The 18,234-nt window shown below is 60.3% G+C and carries 18 protein-coding genes and 1 pseudogene; 13 read left to right on the forward strand and 6 right to left on the reverse strand.

Going from position 1 to position 18,234, the window contains the following annotated elements; genetic code table 11:
• Positions 1 to 69 precede the first annotated feature (69 nt).
• Positions 70 to 402 (reverse strand): DHCW motif cupin fold protein, encoded by a 333-nt coding sequence (locus KJQ96_RS07280; RefSeq protein WP_213286001.1) that lies wholly within the window; start codon positions 400 to 402, stop codon positions 70 to 72.
• 254 nt (positions 403 to 656) lie between these two features.
• On the opposite strand from KJQ96_RS07280, the gene guaA reads away from it, so the two are divergent.
• The 6 genes from guaA to KJQ96_RS07310 all read left to right on the forward strand — a co-directional run bounded on the left by guaA (position 657) and on the right by KJQ96_RS07310 (position 7,021).
• Positions 657 to 2,252 (forward strand): glutamine-hydrolyzing GMP synthase, encoded by a 1,596-nt coding sequence (gene guaA / locus KJQ96_RS07285; protein ID WP_213286002.1) that lies wholly within the window; start codon positions 657 to 659, stop codon positions 2,250 to 2,252.
• A 101-nt stretch (positions 2,253 to 2,353) separates the two neighbouring features.
• On the forward strand, positions 2,354 to 3,628 hold the full coding sequence (locus KJQ96_RS07290) for an RNA-directed DNA polymerase (RefSeq protein ID WP_213286003.1): 1,275 nt from the start codon (positions 2,354 to 2,356) through the stop codon (positions 3,626 to 3,628).
• Between the two features lie 346 nt (positions 3,629 to 3,974).
• Positions 3,975 to 4,592, forward strand: a complete 618-nt coding sequence (locus KJQ96_RS07295; protein WP_213286004.1) for a hypothetical protein — start codon at positions 3,975 to 3,977, stop codon at positions 4,590 to 4,592.
• Positions 4,582 to 4,725: a hypothetical protein gene (locus tag KJQ96_RS07300; RefSeq protein ID WP_213286005.1), complete on the forward strand. Its 144-nt coding sequence runs from the start codon at positions 4,582 to 4,584 to the stop codon at positions 4,723 to 4,725. Before KJQ96_RS07295 ends, KJQ96_RS07300 begins: the two co-directional genes overlap by 11 nt.
• A gap of 29 nt (positions 4,726 to 4,754) precedes the next feature.
• On the forward strand, positions 4,755 to 5,531 hold the full coding sequence (locus tag KJQ96_RS07305) for a hypothetical protein (RefSeq protein WP_213286006.1): 777 nt from the start codon (positions 4,755 to 4,757) through the stop codon (positions 5,529 to 5,531).
• Between the two features lie 230 nt (positions 5,532 to 5,761).
• Positions 5,762 to 7,021, forward strand: a complete 1,260-nt coding sequence (locus KJQ96_RS07310; protein WP_213286007.1) for a serine hydrolase — start codon at positions 5,762 to 5,764, stop codon at positions 7,019 to 7,021.
• 8 nt (positions 7,022 to 7,029) lie between these two features.
• On the opposite strand, the gene KJQ96_RS07315 is transcribed toward KJQ96_RS07310, so the two are convergent.
• Both KJQ96_RS07315 and KJQ96_RS07320 read right to left on the reverse strand, forming a co-directional pair.
• On the reverse strand, positions 7,030 to 7,509 hold the full coding sequence (locus KJQ96_RS07315) for a VOC family protein (RefSeq protein ID WP_213249876.1): 480 nt from the start codon (positions 7,507 to 7,509) through the stop codon (positions 7,030 to 7,032).
• A 983-nt stretch (positions 7,510 to 8,492) separates the two neighbouring features.
• Positions 8,493 to 9,368, reverse strand: a complete 876-nt coding sequence (locus tag KJQ96_RS07320) for a LysR family transcriptional regulator (protein ID WP_213286008.1) — start codon at positions 9,366 to 9,368, stop codon at positions 8,493 to 8,495.
• 83 nt (positions 9,369 to 9,451) lie between these two features.
• Here KJQ96_RS07320 and KJQ96_RS07325 point away from each other — a divergent pair, with 83 nt between their 5' ends.
• Complete coding sequence (locus tag KJQ96_RS07325; protein WP_213286009.1) at positions 9,452 to 10,525, forward strand: alkene reductase; 1,074 nt, start codon at positions 9,452 to 9,454, stop codon at positions 10,523 to 10,525.
• Positions 10,526 to 10,656: 131 nt separating this feature from the next.
• Here the strand turns inward: KJQ96_RS07325 and KJQ96_RS07330 are convergent, their stop codons facing one another.
• Complete coding sequence (locus KJQ96_RS07330; RefSeq protein WP_213286010.1) at positions 10,657 to 11,523, reverse strand: NAD(P)-dependent oxidoreductase; 867 nt, start codon at positions 11,521 to 11,523, stop codon at positions 10,657 to 10,659.
• Positions 11,524 to 11,634: 111 nt separating this feature from the next.
• On the opposite strand from KJQ96_RS07330, the gene KJQ96_RS07335 reads away from it, so the two are divergent.
• The 3 genes from KJQ96_RS07335 to KJQ96_RS07340 all read left to right on the forward strand — a co-directional run bounded on the left by KJQ96_RS07335 (position 11,635) and on the right by KJQ96_RS07340 (position 13,749).
• A complete protein-coding gene (locus KJQ96_RS07335; protein ID WP_213286011.1) occupies positions 11,635 to 11,997 on the forward strand; it encodes a helix-turn-helix domain-containing protein in 363 nt (120 codons plus the stop codon).
• Between the two features lie 212 nt (positions 11,998 to 12,209).
• On the forward strand, positions 12,210 to 12,344 hold the full coding sequence (locus tag KJQ96_RS41725) for a hypothetical protein (RefSeq protein WP_309142379.1): 135 nt from the start codon (positions 12,210 to 12,212) through the stop codon (positions 12,342 to 12,344).
• A gap of 229 nt (positions 12,345 to 12,573) precedes the next feature.
• Positions 12,574 to 13,749 (forward strand): spondin domain-containing protein, encoded by a 1,176-nt coding sequence (locus KJQ96_RS07340; protein WP_256441602.1) that lies wholly within the window; start codon positions 12,574 to 12,576, stop codon positions 13,747 to 13,749.
• A 540-nt stretch (positions 13,750 to 14,289) separates the two neighbouring features.
• On the opposite strand, the gene KJQ96_RS07345 is transcribed toward KJQ96_RS07340, so the two are convergent.
• The gene (locus KJQ96_RS07345; RefSeq protein ID WP_213286013.1) at positions 14,290 to 14,748 is read right to left on the reverse strand and encodes a DUF3237 domain-containing protein; all 459 of its coding nucleotides are present in this window, start codon (positions 14,746 to 14,748) and stop codon (positions 14,290 to 14,292) included.
• A gap of 279 nt (positions 14,749 to 15,027) precedes the next feature.
• Between KJQ96_RS07345 and KJQ96_RS07350 the strand changes: the two genes are divergently transcribed.
• Both KJQ96_RS07350 and KJQ96_RS07355 read left to right on the forward strand, forming a co-directional pair.
• A complete protein-coding gene (locus tag KJQ96_RS07350) occupies positions 15,028 to 15,282 on the forward strand; it encodes a hypothetical protein (RefSeq protein WP_213286014.1) in 255 nt (84 codons plus the stop codon).
• A 384-nt stretch (positions 15,283 to 15,666) separates the two neighbouring features.
• Complete coding sequence (locus KJQ96_RS07355; protein ID WP_213286015.1) at positions 15,667 to 16,302, forward strand: class I SAM-dependent methyltransferase; 636 nt, start codon at positions 15,667 to 15,669, stop codon at positions 16,300 to 16,302.
• 60 nt (positions 16,303 to 16,362) lie between these two features.
• Here KJQ96_RS07355 and KJQ96_RS07360 read toward each other — a convergent pair whose 3' ends face one another.
• Positions 16,363 to 17,253, reverse strand: a complete 891-nt coding sequence (locus KJQ96_RS07360; protein ID WP_213286016.1) for an AraC family transcriptional regulator — start codon at positions 17,251 to 17,253, stop codon at positions 16,363 to 16,365.
• Positions 17,254 to 17,390: 137 nt separating this feature from the next.
• Between KJQ96_RS07360 and KJQ96_RS07365 the strand changes: the two are divergent.
• Positions 17,391 to 18,147 (forward strand): annotated as a pseudogene (locus KJQ96_RS07365) (SDR family oxidoreductase).
• The last annotated feature ends 87 nt before the right edge of the window (positions 18,148 to 18,234 follow it).

An 18,234-nucleotide genomic window follows, 5' to 3' on the forward strand; every position in this document is an offset into this window, starting at 1 on the left:
GAAGGCGTAACCCACCTACACGCGAAGAAAGATGGTGGGTTACGCTTCGCTAACCCACCCTACGAAATCTCAATCCACAATGAACAGCTTCGCGCCCGTCTTCGTCGAAGATCTATGCGCGGCGTCGCCGAAATCCGACACTTGGTAGCTCATCCCCGTGCGAAGCTTGAACGTGCGCCTGTCGCGCAGTTCGGTATCGAGCTCGCCTTCCAGCACATAGAGCACATGTCCGCGGTCGCACCAGTGATCGGCAAGATAGCCCGGTGAGTACTCGACCATCCGTACGCGGAGATCACCGATATTGAGCGTGCGCCACAGCGCTTCGCCTGAAACGCCCCGATGCGTGGTCGCGGCGACCTGACTCCAGTCAGTGACGGTGAAGGGCAGGGTGGGAATTTTCATGGGGGAAATCCTGCGATCGTTCATAAGAGGGCCCGTCATTCCGGGCGATAGCGCATCTGAGGATCTCGAGGTTCCTTGGTGCGCAATCGCGCACCTTGGTTCGCACCTTGCGCGCCTCCGGAACGACAGCGCGCGGCCGGACAAATTAGGTCAATAATACTTACCCAATGCCGATTTGTCCATGCCCGAGAAAGAATGTGGGTCAGCCCGTTGCCGCGGTTGCGAGGCCGCGCCCCGTCGCGTAATTCCTGTCCATGACAGCAGCACAGAAAGCCCGCGAGTCGACGCCCTCGGTGGCCTCGGCGCATGACAAGATTCTGATTGTCGATTTCGGCAGTCAGGTGACGCAACTGATCGCCCGCCGGGTGCGCGAGGAGGGCGTCTACTCCGAAATCGTGCCGTTCCAGAAAGCCGAGGCCGCCTTCAAGGAGATGAAGCCGAAGGCGGTGATCCTCTCCGGCGGGCCGGAGTCGGTGCACGAAGAAGGCTCGCCGCGCGCGCCGCAACTGATCTTCGATTCCGGCGTTCCCGTGCTCGGCATCTGCTACGGCCAGATGACGCTCGCCGCCCAGCTCGGCGGCGAGGTCGAGGGCGGCCACCACCGCGAATTCGGCCGCGCCGACGTCGAGGTGAAGACGGCGAGCAAACTGTTCGACGACACCTGGTCGATGGGCGAGCGCCATCCGGTATGGATGAGCCATGGCGACCGCATCACCAAAATGCCGCCGGGCTTTACCGTCGCCGCCGTCTCGCCGAACGCGCCGTTCGCGGTGATCCAGGACGAGAAGCGCAAATATTACGGCCTGATGTTCCACCCCGAAGTGGTGCACACGCCTGATGGCGCCAAGCTGCTGCGCAATTTCGTCCGCAAGGTGGCAGGCTTCACCGGCGACTGGACCATGCGCGCCTTCCGCGAGGAAGCGATCGACAAAATCCGCGCCCAGGTCGGCAAGGGTAGGGTGATCTGCGGCCTGTCCGGCGGCGTCGATTCCGCGGTCGCCGCGGTGCTGCTGCACGAGGCGATCGGCGACCAGCTCACCTGCGTGTTCGTCGATCACGGCCTGCTGCGGCTGAACGAAGCCGAGACGGTGGTCGACCTGTTCCGGCATCACTACAACATCCCGCTGGTGCATGTTGATGCCTCAAAGCTTTTCCTCGGCGAGCTCAAAGGCGTCAGTGATCCCGAGGCGAAGCGCAAGACCATCGGCCGCCTGTTCATCGACGTGTTCGAGCAGGAGGCGAAGAAGATCGGCGGCGCCGAATTTCTGGCGCAGGGCACGCTCTATCCCGACGTGATCGAAAGCGTCTCCTTCACCGGCGGCCCTTCGGTGACCATCAAGTCGCACCACAATGTCGGCGGCTTGCCTGATCGCATGAACATGAAGCTGGTCGAGCCGTTGCGCGAACTGTTCAAGGACGAGGTCCGCGTGCTCGGCCGCGAACTCGGCCTGCCCGAAATCTTCGTCGGCCGCCATCCGTTCCCCGGCCCGGGTCTCGCGATCCGCTGCCCCGGCGACATCACGAAAGAAAAGCTCGACATCCTCCGCAACGCCGACGCGGTCTACATCGACCAGATCCGCAAAGCCGGCCTCTACGACAAGATCTGGCAGGCGTTTGCGGTGCTGTTGCCGGTGAAAACCGTCGGCGTGATGGGTGATGGTCGTACCTACGAATACGTCGTGGGCTTACGCGCCGTGACCTCCACCGACGGCATGACTGCCGACTTCTATCCCTTCGACATGAGCTTCCTCGGCGCGACAGCGACGCGGATCATCAACGAGGTGAAGGGGGTGAATAGGGTGGTGTATGATGTGACGTCTAAGCCGCCGGGAACGATTGAGTGGGAGTGAGAGGAGGGACTTTTCAAGCCGGCAATTCTAGGTAGATTTGGGAGGATCAAACGCAAATAGGCCGCGCAAGCTGAGCGAAGGCAGCAACGTGCCGAGGTCGAATGACTGACATTACTTTAGAGCATTTCAAACGAGCGGTATCAGACATCAGTGCGAATGGTGACAACGATACGCTTCCTTTCGATATAGACAATCGTTTCATCACCGAAAATCAAGAAGATCTTGCTCGCATCGCATTCAAATTCAGTGAAGGATTGGAGAAGGGAAGTAGGAAGAGCGCGCGCAACCTTATCGATGAGTTGCCGATTTTCTCGGAGCGACTGCTCGTTCCCACGGGGACAGCTGGATTTCGAATAACGACGAAGATCCATCCTTTCTGGAATATCTATTTCAACGCCTTAGGAGTGGCTGTGGCTGAGGCGCTTGAGCCCACCCGCAACGAAAGGGCGCATTCCTATCGATTTGCCTCGAGCGGAAAAGGTCTTTTCAATCGCGATGCGTCTTGGCGCACATTTCGGGAAGCTAGCATTGTTGATTGCGAGCGATCGCCGGATACGTCTGTCGTTGTCCAGACTGACATCTCAAGCTTCTATGAACACGTCTCGCACCATCGCATCGAGAATCTTGTAAGCGATCTCTTCGGAGAGGCTTCAACTGTATCGACGCAGATAGACCGCTTCCTAAGCAGATTTGCATCGGGCCGCTCGTTTGGACTGCCAGTTGGCGGGCAATGTTCGCGTATACTGGCCGAGCTCCTTTTGTCGTCAATTGATCGCAGACTAACCGATGAAGGCCTGATCTGGCGACGATATGTCGATGATTTTGTGTTGATCACTCAAAATCAGTCCGAAGCATACCGGGCGCTTGCAATTCTATCACATGCACTTGCTGACTATGGCCTCACTCTGAATCGCACGAAAACCGTACTCTTAACGGCAAAACATTATGTCGATTATGTTAAGACCCAACTTGGTGTTGCAGGAGATGAGGCGAGTAAGCTTTCAGAGATTGACCTGCACTTTGATCCATATTCTGATACTGCTGAGGCTGACTACACAGAGCTGAAAGGCATTGTCGAAAGTCTGAATATTCGGGAGCTCTTGGATGGAGAGCTTCGCAAGGCGCAGCCTGACACATTTTTGGTTACTCAGATTGGCCGAACGTTGCGATTGCACGATCCCGAGACAGCGCTACTGCTTTGCAGCACGCTTCTGTCTCCCGGAAATTTGCATGCATTTCGCGCTTCTTGGTCTACAATCATGAGGGGAATTGCATCCGTCTGCGCAGAAGAGAGCTTCAGAATTATACACGAGCCGCTCGACAAACTACTCGACGACATCCGCGTCATTCGGCGCATCTTTTGTCGGCGGAGGTAAGTTGCCTCCATTATCTAAGAGCGATACGATTTCGGAGAACGCAACCTAGAGCAGCATTTGTGCTAAAAGTTCATTCGTCCTCACCTTCAGAAACCGTGAAGCGTGGATGCCTCGATTGCTGGCGGATTTGGAGGGATCGTACGAGCTTCATTCGGGAGCGTAACAAGTGGAACGCGCTCAAGGTCGAGGAGCAGCGCATGTTGTGGTATGCGGGATCCGAGTTCGGCGATGAAGGAAACAAATTTCGCTCTCAGGTGAAGAAAAGTTTGGCTGTCGCTTGGCGGCTCGGCTTCGAACGAGGGAGCCAGCCAACGTTTGCTTCCGTGTATCGCGATTGGGCAATGAAATGACTCGGCTGAGTGTGGCTCACGATCCCAGAACAATAGCGCGAGATATTCCTGGTGTTCTCGATGCACTCTTTCCGCAGTTGGCGCAAGGTGTCGTTGCAAGCATCAACCGACGATCGGTTTCTCTGCCTGAGCTGGAGGTTGTTCCACCCGAATTAATTGATGCGAGCCGATTACAAAAGGCGATGCTATTTGAAATCGCGGTCGCAGCGGCGGAGCAATTGATCAATCGGCAAGAGTCAATTGACTGGGATGTATGTTTAGAAGTTGCCGTAGATCGGCAGCGGAAGCATTTTGACGCCGTGCTGCCTCTGTCGCTTTCTGAATCGGACAAAGCTGCTGCTCTCTGGGTGGCCAATAATCTATTTACGATGCTCTCCAAATTTCGATCCCAGGCACCAGACGAAAAGTTCGAGTGCGCACCAAGAATTCCCGGCTATCAATGGATTGCGTCTGGAGTAGGTGACTTCTCGGTCGGGGCTACGCTGATTGAAATCAAGTGCACCAGCAAGCACTTCTCGTCGTCGGACTATCGGCAGATATTGATGTACTGGCTATTGAGCTACTGCGCCGCAATTGAAAGTGGAGAGCCGGAGTGGTTGAGAGGTGTTCTTTAATCCCCGTTTGAACCTCGTCGTGAAGTTCTCGTTTGAGGAGATCATTTCCATCATTGGCGGCGGTCGTTCGAAGGTTGATCTGGTGGAGCAATTTTCTGCGATCCTTGGCGACCGCTCTGCCTCCAAAACCTGAAGAATCGCATGCCTAACCGAGACGATCGAATGATGCGTGCTCGAGAGGTTGCGGACTGGCTTCACTCCGCTTTACTTGAGTATCAAAATAGTGAGCTTGAGTCCCCTGTTGAATCGTTCGATGATGATCGATGGCGGCCACTGCCTAGTTCGATCGCTCTTCAGGAGGGGTTACAACCGTTCGGCGAGATCGTCGGCGCTCTACATCGAGCTCTCCGTGAAGCAGAGTACAGCGCCGAATTATCGACGGCGAAACTGCCCGATGGCCAGTTTTGGACCATTGGCAGCAGGACCAACGTCTTTCCAATTCGTGAGATGTATAGGGGTTTCGTTGAGCCAGTCTTGAGGAGGCCGATCATTCCGCGCCTGCCTGATACGGTGGTTGCATACCTTATAGCTATTTCTGGTGATAGAGACGTTCTGAAGCGGGAGCGCCACAACCAAGTCGGTTGGCACTATCACTATTTAAACTACAAGAAGGAGCGCTCAAACCTGGTACTCTGTTGGGACACGCATGCTGTCCGTCAAACCGGCGTGGATCATCCATTGTTTCAGGAGACACACGGCGAGGGGCATGCTGTTTTTCCAGCGCGGCCTGACCTTTGGGGGGTTACCAAGAAGAAGTCGATCCACATTGCCTGTGCTCCGGATCTCGACAGGTGGCCTCTGCACACTTTCCGTTGTGCTTCGGCAAAGGCTGGACCGGTATGGCCTCTTTTCGCTGAACGTACGCAAACAGTGTCCGTCGGCTCCAATGCGAGCAAGAACAAGGACCGCGGTAAAAGCGGCGGAAGTAAGAAAAAATGACTTCCTTGGTCCTGATGAAGCTCGGTGAGTGGGGGGATTAGCCGAAGGCGTAATCCATCGTATTCGAGTATTTTTAGTGATGTGGCATGGCGAGTTACGCTATCGCTAAGCTCGCCCTACGCGCTGTTCCGTAACCGCTTGCAGTGACGGTCACCCCGGCGCAAACGCGGGATGTGCGGTGCATGACCGCATGGTACGACATCGGGATCGCCTCTTTGGAGTGAGCTTTGATGCCTGTCGCGACCGCCGCCAGCCAACAGCCTGCAACCGTCGCCGAAACCGATCCACAAACGCTGGGCTGGATGCAGGGCTTTCCGCCGCCGGCGGATAAAACCATCAGCTTTCACGACGGCTCGTCCCGCAGCTTCCCCGAATTGCGTTGGGCGTGGAGCAATATCCGTCAGCTCGTGCCGACCGTAAACGTCTGGCGCGGGGCAGGGCCCACGTCCGTGTTGCCGCGCGAGGAGCACGACATCGGCGCATCGGCTTCGGTCACGATGGACGGGCGGCCGATGACGTTTGCGCGCATGCTCGAGGAAACCTATGCCGACGGCATCGCCGTGCTGCACCGGGGCAAGTTGATCTATGAGCGCTATTTCGGTGCGCTGAAGCCGCACAAGCCGCACATCGCGATGTCGGTGACAAAATCGTTCACCGGCACGCTCGCCGGCATTCTGGTCGCGGAGGGCAAGATCGATCCGCAGGCGCCGGTCACGGACTATGTGCCGGAGCTTAAGGCCAGCGCGTTCGGCGATGCGCGCGTGCACGAGGCGATGGATATGACCACGGGCCTCGAATACACCGAGGTCTATACCGACAAGAATTCCGGCGTGTTCGGGCTGCGGCGGGCGAACGGCATGGCGCCGATCGAGCCGGGCTACGAGGGCGCGACCAATATTTTCGATTTCCTGTGCGCGCAGAAGAAGCAGGGCGAGCACGGCAAGGCCTTCGCCTACAAGACCGTCAATTCAGACGTGCTGGCCTGGATCTGCCGGCGGGCGAGCGGCATGACCTTGTCCGATCTGCTATCGGAGCGCATCTGGATTCCGATGGGTGCGGAAGAGGACGCGCATTATCACGTCGACCGCATCGGCACCGAAAGCGGCGGAGGCGGGCTTTCGACCACGCTGCGCGATCTCGCCCGTTTCGGCGAGACGATCCGCAATCACGGCCGGTTCAATGGTTGCCAGATCGTGCCGTCTAAAGTCATCGAGGATATCGCGCGCGGCGGCGATCCCGAAAAATTCAAGCCGGCCGGCTACACCACATTACCCGGCGCGTCTTATCGGAACCAGTGGTGGGTGACCCACAATGCGCACGGCGCCTTCATGGCGCGCGGCGTTCACGGGCAGGGCATCTACATCGATCCGAAGGCCGAGATGGTGATCGCCCGCTATGCCTCGCACCCGGCGGCCGGCAACGCCGCCAATGATCCCGTGACGCTGCCGGCTTACATGGCGCTGGCGAAAGATTTGATGGCGGGCGGCTAACACCCGCCCTACGGGTCGCCGCGCACCGCCGCCTCGATCTTCGCCACGTCGATCTTCCCCATCGGCATCATCGCTTCGAACGCGCGCTTGGCGACGTCGCCGCCCTTGGCCATCGCGTCGGTCAGCACGCGCGGCGTGATCTGCCATGACACGCCCCATTTGTCCTTGCACCAGCCGCAGGCGCTTTCCGTGCCGCCATTGCCGATGATCGCGTTCCAGTAGCGGTCGGTCTCTTCCTGGTTGTCGGTGGCGATCTGGAACGAAAAGGCTTCGCTATGCTTGAAGAAGTCGCCGCCGTTGAGACCGATGCAGGGGATGCCGCACACGGTGAACTGCACCGTCAGCACCTGGCCGGCCTTGCCGCCGGGAAAGTTCGATGGTGCCTTGAGAATCGAGTCGACGCGGCTGTCGGGAAATGTCTTCGCGTAGAAATTGGCCGCCTCTTCCGCGTCGTGGTTGTACCACAGGCAGATCGTGTTCTTGCTCATCGTTGCTCTCCTTGAATGGGATAATTCCCGTTTCAGGGCAAAGGACGTCCAAACAGGCTGCGTTCCGACACCCCCCGAAAGTTTTTTTGCAACCTCGCGAAATCTCCTCAAATCGCTGATTGGCCAGCGGTTGCGGCAATGATTGGACACACGCAGCCGGGCGTTGCAAGCAGCCTTGCGATGGGTGGAAGGGTAATGAAAGGTCTTGCAATTGCCTGCTTGCATCTGCGGCGGCGTTTTCGATCACCTTTATCGTCTTTATGCTGTTTTGGAAGTGGCTGGACGACGGATCCTTGGCACCCTTGGGTATGATCCTGCGCTTTCGCCGGGCAAATCACTTCTGATTTTCCGAAATCGTGTCAAGCCCCGGAATCAATAGGAATCAAAAATATTCCGCTTTCGTTCTCACCCAAATCAGTCGCATAACTCCGTCCGTCTCACGGCGAATGAGGGGCGCTCGCGATCGTCACGAACGTGCGGTGAGATGCGGTGGACGCTGATGGCGCGCTAGACGTACGCGCCGGACGCGTACGGCGAAGTCGTGTGGTTCGGGCGCCGCGGTGCTGGCGTTAAGCTTGCGATAAGAAGCGCAGGCGACGGAGGCAAAAGAGCCGTTCTCCGGGAAGAGCACGAAGTAAGCCGTAAAGCCATTGCGCAGGGAAGGCCGGAATGCTCCCGCTGCCCTGTATGCTCGTGTGCAGTTTTGTTTGCGCAAATCGCACGCGAGACCGCGGGTGCAGCAAGCACCCGGTCTTCCCTGCGCCCTCTGAATAAGAGGAGGGCAAAAGAAGACGCAAAGCTCGGGCGCTTCTCGCCGCTAGAATGCGGACTCACACCCTCGTGCTGTTTGAAACGTAGATCAGTCATAGAGTGGGATAGCGCAGCGTATTTCGCCAATCAGCCACGATCGGCGCGGCGCATCGTCATTGAGCGCCACGATCTATCCACCGCGAAACGATTGGCGATGCGTACCGCCGGCATGTTCAAGCTTCCATCAGCCTGGAGGACAGGAATTCGATGAAGCGCTGGGTCTTGGCTGGAATGAGGCGAGTTTCGGTCACGGCATGAATGCTGACCGACGACCCCTGCCATTCGGGCAGGACACGCCTGAGCCGGCCAGAGGCGAGATCGTCGGCGACGATCTTCTCGGCAAGCAGGGCGATGCCCTGGTCGTTGACCGCCAGGGCGCGGGTCATCCCCACACTGTTGAGCGTGAAGCGGCCGCCAACGCTGACATCGACCTTGTTCATCCCCTGGTGCAGAGTCCAGGTCGTGACCTTCGGCATGCAGACGCATTCATGCTCCGCCAGGTCCGCCGGTGTCGCGGGCTCGCCTGACGTTTCAATATAGCCAGGAGACGCGTAGAGGTGGCGCGAATGCCGCCCGATCAGGCGCGCGATCAGACTGGAATCTTCCAGTTTGCCGATGCGGATCGCCACATCGAACGGCTCGGCCACCAAATCGACACGGCGTGGGGTCAGGTCGAATTCGAACGTGATGCCGGGACAGTGCCGCGCGAAATCGGCGATAATCGGCGTGAGGTAAAGAGTAGCGAAGTCGACCGGGAGCGAAACCCGCAGGACACCGCTCGGCTGCTCAAGCATCGCGCCGAGCTGTTCGTGCGCGAGCCGTGCCTCGTCGACGATTCGCTTGCTTCGTTCATAATAGAGCTGGCCGGCCTCGGTGAGCTCGATCTTGCGCGTCGTGCGGTGCAGGAGCCTCAGGCCGATCGCCTTCTCCAGCTCGCTGATACGTCGCGACAGAGTGGAATTTGGCATGCCGACAGCCTCCGCAGCCTTCCGAAAGCTCTTGGCTCGCGCCACCTCCACGAACAGCGCCATGTCGTTCAAATGACTCATCTGATTGCTCCACAGATGGAACATTGATTTCAATTCTGCCGGATTTATCCCGAGATCGGAATGGTGGACAAGGACTCCAACGAATGGAGAACCCAATGAATCCACTGTTCACCCCGGCTCGCATTGGCCGCTACATGCTTCCCAACCGGCTGGTCATGGCGCCCATGACCCGCAGCCGCGCCGGCTTCGACGGTACGCCGGGAGAACTGGCGGACGAATATTATGCTCAGCGCGCTGGTGTTGGCCTGATCGTCACCGAAGGCACCCAGCCCTCGGATGACGGGCAGGGCTACCTCACCACCCCGGGCATCTACACGCCCGCACACGTCGCCGGCTGGCGGAAGGTCACGTCCGCCGTGCACGACAGGGGCGGCCACATCTTTATCCAGCTCATGCACGCCGGACGCATGTCGCATCCCGACAACACGCCGCATCATCGCCAGGCGGTCGCGCCGTCCGCGATCGCGCCGGGGACGGGCATGTTCACGGCGACCGGGATGCAGGAGATTCCCACGCCGCGCGCGCTGACGACCGAAGAGGTGCGCCAGACCGTCGCCGATTTCCGCCATGCGGCCCGATCAGCGATTGAGGCCGGCGCCGACGGCGTCGAGATTCACGGCGCGAACGCCTACCTTGTCCAGCAGTTCTTCGCGCCGAGTGCCAACACGCGCACGGACGAATATGGCGGCTCCATGGAGAACCGCGCCCGCTTCGCCGTCGAGGTCGCCACCGCGATCGCAGAGGAGATCGGCGCGGACCGAACCTCGATCCGCCTGTCCCCGGGCACGACCATGTGGGGGATTGACGAAGGCGCCGAAGGGCCGGATCTCTACCGCCATCTGGTCGCCGAACTCAACAAGCTCGGGCTGGCCTATGTGCACATCATGCACCAGGGCAACGAGCCATTGCTGGCCGACATTCGCAAGCTCTGGCACCAATCGCTGATCCTCAATCGGCCGGGTCGTCCGCGCAACCAGATCGGCGCCGACATGGCTTCGGGGTTGGCCGATCTCGAAGCCTATGGGCAGATGGTCCTTGCCAATCCGGACTTCGTCGTGCGGCTGAAGGCCAATGCAGCGATGAACGAGGCAGACCACAACACCTTCTTCGGTGGCACCGCGCGAGGCTACATCGATTACCCCGCCCTGAGCGCCTAGGGTTCGCGGCCATTCCAGTCGCCGTTCCGCTCCAGCGGGCGGGCCCGCCTTGAATGGCCGCCGTTCTCACAAGGCTGTCTCGGATCGGCAGCTTTCATGGTCGCAGTTCTCAGCGCAGGCCGAATGGCGCCCTAGAGACGAAGGATCTTGATGAGGGCGGCATGCTCTTCGGGGCCGTAGCCAGCGTCGATCGCGCGCTTGAAAAGGGCGGCGGCGAAGGCCGGCACCTCGTGATTTATACCCGCTTCGTGTGCTTGGCGGACGAGGCGAATGATGTCGCTGCCTGAGGTCTTCAGCGAGCTTTCCGGTGAGTCGTAGTCATTCGTCTGGATGACTTCGCCCAAATGCCTGGCTTCGGCGCCAAGGATCGGAGAAATGTTCGCCAGCAACGCGCCGTAAGCGTCGACGCGCATTCCTTCTGCCTCCAGGATGAGAGCGCCGTGGCAGAGGCCGATCCATTGACCCATCAGATAAGAGAGCACGGCGGCCGCCATCGCAGACGCCTCACCGATCGCCTCGCCTGTATGGCTTAGACCACCGGCGAGCACCCGGAGATCCGCTTCCACGCGGCCGAATGTCTGCGTTGGCCCCGAGACGAGGATCGCCGTTTCGGCGCCGCCGATCTGGCTTGGCCAAGCCAGGATCGTGCCATCGAGATAGCTGATGCCGTTGGAGCGGGCCCAGGCGGCACCGTCGCGCGCCTCTTTGGGCGTGCCATTGCCCAATTGGACCAATGTGCGCCCTCCAAGCGCCGCTGCGGTTTCCGGCGCTTCGAGAATATCGCGTGCGGCTTGATAATCGGATACGCATATAATTGTGATCGGGCTTGCAGCCACGGCAGCGGACGCGCTTTCTGCGAGCGCGGCCCCCTCGGCGGTCAGCGCCGCGGCCTTGGCAACGCTACGGTTCCAGACCGTCACGCGACGGCCAGCGCGCATCAAGGCGCGCGCCAGAGCCGATCCCATCTCGCCGAGGCCAATGATTGTTGCGTCGCTCATGATCATATTCCCTTTGATGCCACGGCAGTCTTCGCCGCAAGGCACAGATCGGGTACAGTCTCCTTCAAATCAATTACTTACATAAATGTAGCCACTTACCAGGAGGTTCGTGTGAAAACCGAAACGACTAAGCGAGCAGGCGCTTGCGGCCTCAACGACGCGCTTGGCGTCATCGGCGGCAAGTGGAAATCGACGATTCTTTGGGAGCTGCACCTTCGGCCGGTTCGCTTCGGCGCGCTTCGCCGACGCGTGCCCGGGATCAGCGAAAAGGTTTTGTTCGAGCAGCTTCGCCAGTTGGAGGCTGACGGCGTCGTCCGGCGTGACGCATTCGACGAAGTCCCTCTGCGCGTCGAGTACTCGCTGACGCCGGCTGGCGCGTTGCTCAACGATGCAGTGCACGCCTTGGCCGAGTGGGGTACAAAACATGCCTCAAAGCGAGATCAGGCTGTCGCTCTTGTCGAAACCGCGGCGTGATCTATGAGGGTCGTAGCGAGCGTAGTTTGGATGCCGTCCGACGGGCTACGCGCTGTCATCCGCATTTCCATTTCCTGCGCATATGCTAGAAGCCGGTGCGCAGAAGGCCGCTAATGCTTCGTATTGCACAAGCCTCGGGCATCCTATGCCGCGAGAATGCGGGCCCATACCCTCCCGCTGTTTGAAATCTTGAATCAGACGGATGCTTTCAGGTGCGCGCGCTTCAGGACTGCGTGCTGTTTCTTCAGGCGCAGAAACTCGGCCTGGTGGTGTTGACCGCGAATGTCGGCGACTACGATTTCCTGCTCCAACTCATCCCGACGGGGCGGGCGCTGTTTTACCGCTAGGAATGAGGCCGCGGCCGAACTCAGACTGCCCTGAGGTGTAAGCGCAAAGATCGTCGCCACGCCGGCTGCTGTGGCATCCCGCTGATCATGGCACGCATTGCGATGGGTCAGTCAGGTTGTATGCCGCAACGCCTTGTGAATGGACGTGAGCTATTGTCATTTGATCCGATCGAAGGCGCTGACTAATGCAATGATCCTCTGGGGGCCTTGCAGTCAAGGGGAGGCGTCCATGACTGATCTCAGGGTCACAATCAAAAATACCTCCGAGAGCGGCGGCACATTTTTGACGCCGGCCTGGCTCGGTTTCCACGATGGACGCTTCGATCTGTTCAACGTCGGCGAAGCGGCTTCGCCGGGGCTCGAGCAATTGGCCGAGGACGGCGCCGTCGCGATACTTGGCGCCGAGCTCGTCGCCGCCGATGCCGACGGACAGGGTTTGCTCGTCCCCGGCGCCGCCGGCCCGATCGCGACGCAGGAGACCACCTCGGCCATCCTCGACGTCGACGGTGTCTCCAATCCCTTCGCGAGTTTCGGATCGATGATTATCCCGTCGAACGATGCGTTCATCGGCACAGATGAGGCGTTGCGGCTGTTCGACGCCCAGGGTCGCTTCCTCGGCGAGACGACAATCACATTCGCGGGCAAAGATGCTTACGACGCCGGCACCGAAGTAAACACCGAACTTGACGCGGCCTTCATCAACCAGACCGCACCCAACACTGGCGCGGATGAGTCCGGTGTCGTTCACCTCCATCCCGGATTCAACGGCTCTCTGGGCAACCCGGTCGGCGAAGGCGACCAGATCATCCTCGGTGGCGTCAATGAGGCCGGCGAGTTCATTGATCCGGTCGCGGCCGACTTCACCCGTCCGGGCGCCCAGCTCGCGGAAGTCCACATCAACACGGTTCGCGTTCGGGAAGGAACGGACGGCCGCGATCTGATCATCGGCCGCGGAGACGATGACCTTGTCACGGCGGGCGGGGGTGACGACACGGTGTTTGGCGGCGCCGGCTGGGATGTTGTCGATGGCGGCAGCGGCGATGACAAGTTTTTTGGCGGCCGGGGCGACGACCAACTCAATGGCGGCACCGGCGATGACAAGATCTTCGGCGGCCGGGGCGACGACCTGATTGCCGGCGGGGAGGGCGACGACTGGATAGTGGGCGGTGCGGGCGCCGACACGTTCATGTTCCAAGGCGGCGACGGCAACGACGCGATTGTGGGGTTCGGCAAGGATGACCAGATCGCACTCAATGTCGAGGGCGTCGACAGCTTTGAGGACGTGCTTGCGCATGCGACACAACGCGCTTTCGGCGTCGCCATCGACTTCGGCGACGACGGCAGCATTTTCCTGCCAGGAGAGTCGCTCCGTGGTCTTTCGGCCGACAACTTGCTGTTCGCGTAGGATGTCGTACGGCATCGACATTATGCCAATGCCCGTACAGGCCGAAGCATTATTCACTCGGGGTGGGCACGCGAAGCATGCCCACCCACAAGACGCTGCCAAGCGCGTAGGGCGCAATAGCGCAGAACTTAAGGCCGCGTCACAAAGGGCATCACGGGCAAATCACTTCTGATTTTCAGAAATCGTGTCAAGCCCAAGAATCAATAAGAATCAAAAATATTCTGCGTTCGTTCTCACCCAAATCAGTCGCATAACTCCGTCCGTCTCATCGCAGATGAGGGGCGTTGGCCATCGTCACGAACGCGCGGTGAGATGCGGTGGACGCTGATGGCGCGCTAGACGTACGCGCAGGAAGCGTACGGCGAAGTCGTGTGGTTCGGGCGCCGCGGTGCTGGCGTTAAGCTCTAGAGAAGAGGGTCTTTGGATGACGCAAAGCTCGGGCGCTCCTCGCCGCGAGAATGCGGACTCACACCCTCGTGCTGTTTGAAACGTAGATCAGCTATCGCGAAGCGCGGCCCGATGACAGGCTGCATTCAGCAATCAGGTGACGCGGTAAATGCGGTACTCGATCCGGTTTTTTCCGGTGAGACGGCCCTCGGCCAAAAATAGATGCTGGTTGAGCCAAGCGTATTTCGGTGCGCCGGCATCGAAGCGCATCGCCATCCGCATGTAATGATCTTCAAAGCGCGTGGCGTTGGCCGCTTCGGCGGCCTTGGTGAATGCGTCATTCATCTGTACGAGGCCGGTGTAGTGCAGCAGAATAACCGCGTCGTCATCCGTGATGAATTGCACGCGGACGTCGGGCCGGCCAAAGCCATCCGCGCCCGGCCGGTACCAGTCACCGCCCGGCATCGCGATATGCGCCTTGATACGCGGACCTTCCAGTGTGCCTTCGCTCATCTCCCAGTAGATGTGCTCGCCGACGGGCGAGCCTTGCGTCGCCGGCATCGGACCGCGCACGCGCAGACGATAGGTCATCTCGAATTCAAGACCAGCCATTGGATCGGCCTTCGTATTCGGCAACATCGGTCAACGGCGGCGCAGGCGCGCCGTTCCCGGCGAAGCACTGCCTGGCTGGCCGGGATCACCGAGGATTTCCGGTTCCAGACATGCACGTGATCAAGATGCGCTTCATGCACTTCCTCGCATTACGCCAGATCGGCAGGGATCCCATCTTTCGACATCGGCTTTCCAGCCCTATCTGCTCCTCGTCGCGGAGGAGGAGTGCGATAGCCGAATACGCTAGACATCACGGTGACAGCCGAAAAGGAGCAACGCATGAGCGTGACAGCACTGGCCGTCCAAGGGCACCGGCTGATTCAGATCGGCGTGGCCTTGTTCCTCTTCACGAGCTTTCAGGGATTTGCGGTGCCGTATTTCGCCGCACCCAATCTCGGCCGTTCGGTTCACACGCTCAGCGGATTCACCGGAGTGTTGCTTGTGGCCGTGGGTCTGGTCTGGCCGAAGCTGAAGCTCACATTGATGCCGTCACGGTTATCTATTCCGCGCTTGCAACGATCGCCGGTTTCGTGATCGCGGCTCTCTTGGGAGCCGGTGGTTCGATCATTCCGATCGCGGCGGCCGGCGCTCGTGGGAGCGACGCTCAGGAGATGCTGATCCAACTCGTCATGTACCCAGCCGCCCCGACGGGAATAATATCCTTCTCGCTGATCCTCTGGGGCCTTCGCGGCAGCGGGGTTCATGAGAACGCCGTAGCTCGTGGGGTGGATTAGCCCAACGGGTCCGCGCGAAGCACGGCCCGATGGCAGGCTTCGGCGTAATCCACCGCATTGTCACATCGTGACGAACGCGTGAACGGCGGGTTACGCTTTCGCGAACCCACCCCGTCAACCTGCGCCGCATTAGCATTTCCATTTCCTGCACATATGCTAGAAGCCGCCGCGCAGGAGGGACGCCATGTTTCGTGTTGCAAATGACGCGCAATTCTGGGATCGCGGTGCTCGCAAATATGCCACTGATCCGATCGCCGATATGGCGGGCTATGAGCGCACGCTCGAGCGGACGCGACATTACCTCAAGGGGGATGAGACGGCATTCGAGTTCGGATGCGGAACGGGAACGACCGCGCTAAGACTTGCGCCATCGGTCGGGCGCATTGTGGCGACCGACTTGTCGGGCGAAATGATCGCGATCGCGCGCGAGAAGGCGAAGGCCGAAGGCTGCAGCAACGCCACGTTCGAAGTGATGCGGCCCGAGGCGGCGCCGTGGCCGGACGGGACCTTCGATATCGCTTTCGGCTTCAACGTTCTGCATCTGGTGGCGGAGCGCGAAGCGGCGCTCCGAAGCGTCCATCGGCTGCTGCGGCCCGGCGGGCTCTTCATTTCCAAGACGCCCTGTCTGAAGGAGATGAATCCGCTGCTGCGCATCGCGCTGCCCTTGATGCAGCTTGTTGGCAAGGCGCCCTATGTGGCGTACCTGTCAGCGGAGGATTTGGAGCACGAGATTTCGGCGGCGGGATTTGAAATCATCGAGCGCGCCCGCCATGCCTCACGTGGCAAGGACGCGCGGCCGTTCGTTGTGGCAAGGAAGTAATTATCGATAGCCGCTTGGTGTTCTCATCGTGCCGAACTGGCGAACGGCGCGCAGGGCGAATCAAGCCGCCTGGGCATTCCCTCTCGCTGCCTTGGTCTCCCGGCCCGGCGGCAAGCCGAACAGGCGGCCGTATTCCCGGGTGAACTGCGACACGCTCTCGTAGCCGACCGCAAAGGCCGCGCTGCTCGCGCCCATCCCTTCGGATAACATCAGGCATCGCGCCTCGATCAGGCGCAATTGTTTCTGGAACTGCAGCGGCGAAAGCGACGTCACGGCCCGGAAATGCTGATGGAAGGACGACGGGCTCATCCCGGAAACGGCCGCCAGTTGCTCGACCCGTAATGGCTGCGCGAACTTGGCCCGAAGCATTGCGACCGCGCGCGCCACTCGCCCAATGCGACCGTCCGGCCAGCCAAGACGCCGGATCGCCTCTCCGTGCCGTCCGGCCAGAAGCCAGTAATGCATCTCACGCACCAACTGTGCGCGCAGCACCGGCACGGACGCCGGGCGCTCAATCAGGCGCATCAGCCGAAGGGCCGCGTCGGTGACCTCGGCATCGGTCGGCTCCCCGCGCACGGGCGCGCCGTCGGCGACCGGCACCGCTTTCATCTCCACGGCGAGGTCTGCGATCACCGCCGGGTCCAGGTCCAACACGAGCGAGCAGTAGGGCGAGGCGATGCTCGCTCGCTTGACTTGGCTTAGCGTTGGCACGTCAGCCGTGATCAACAAAGAGTCACCAGCGCGGAACGTGAAGGCCCGACTGCCCATCGTCACGTGCTTGGTTCCCTGCAGCACGAAGCAGGCGAGCGGTCGGGAGATCGCGTAGTCGAGGCCGCTGGGTGCAGTCGCGCGAATGGCCGTCAGCCCGGGAATGGGAATGCGGGCAACCCCGGCTGGATCGGCATTGGCCTCCGCATAGCGGCAAACAGCCTTGAGGAGAGTGTCGGTCATGCGGCGATCCTATCGCGCTCGGGTAGATGCGTAAATTCGATCTGGAGGATTAGGCAAAGATCGCCGAGGTTCATGCAACTGAGGCGGGTTCGCGTCCGCCATATCGGCGTGGTCACTCACGCAACAGGAGCATGACCATGACCAAGATCGCCCTCATTACCGGTGCAAGCCGCGGGCTCGGCCGGAACACGGCGCTCAACATCGCCCGCAAGGGCAGCGACGTCATCATCACCTATCAAAGCCGGCAGCAGGACGCCGAAGCCGTTGTCGCCGAGATCGCGGGGATCGGCCGCAAGGCGATCGCCCTGCAGCTCGACGTCAGCGATGTCTCTACTTTCGCCTCGTTCGCCGATCGGCTGCGGACGATGCTTCGGAAGACCTGGCAGCGCGACACATTCGATCACCTCTTGAACAATGCCGGCCATGGCGATATGGCATCGATCACCGAGACGACCGAGGGCGCAGTTCGACAAGCTGGTCAACGTTCACTTCAAAGGCGTGTTCTTCGTCACCCAGGCGCTGCTGCCGCTGATCGCCGATGGCGGCCGCATCGTGAATCTTTCCACCGGTCTGACCCGCGTCTCCTTCCCCTGCTTCTCCGCCTATGCGGCGGCCAAGGGTGCGGTCGAGGTGCTCAGCGTTTACATGGCGAAGGAGCTGGGCAGTCGCGGCATCGCGGTCAACACGGTGGCACCGGGCGCGATCGAGACCGACTTCCTCGGCGGCGCCGTCCGCGATACGCCGGATCTCAACAAGACCTTCGCGGGCATGACCGCCCTCGGCCGTGTCGGCCAACCCGATGACATCGGTCCGATGATCGCGGGCCTGCTCCACGAGGACAATCGCTGGATCAACGCCCAGCGGATCGAAGTCTCCGGCGGCCAGGTCATCTGACCGGTATGCCGGAGCGGGTTGACGCTAACGTTGGTGCCGGGGCGCGCACGTGCCCCCGAGCGGACCTCTGATGTCGGGTGGATTAGA

Origin of the sequence: Bradyrhizobium sp. sGM-13, assembly GCF_018398875.1 — a bacterium.
Lineage (GTDB): Bacteria > Pseudomonadota > Alphaproteobacteria > Rhizobiales > Xanthobacteraceae > Bradyrhizobium.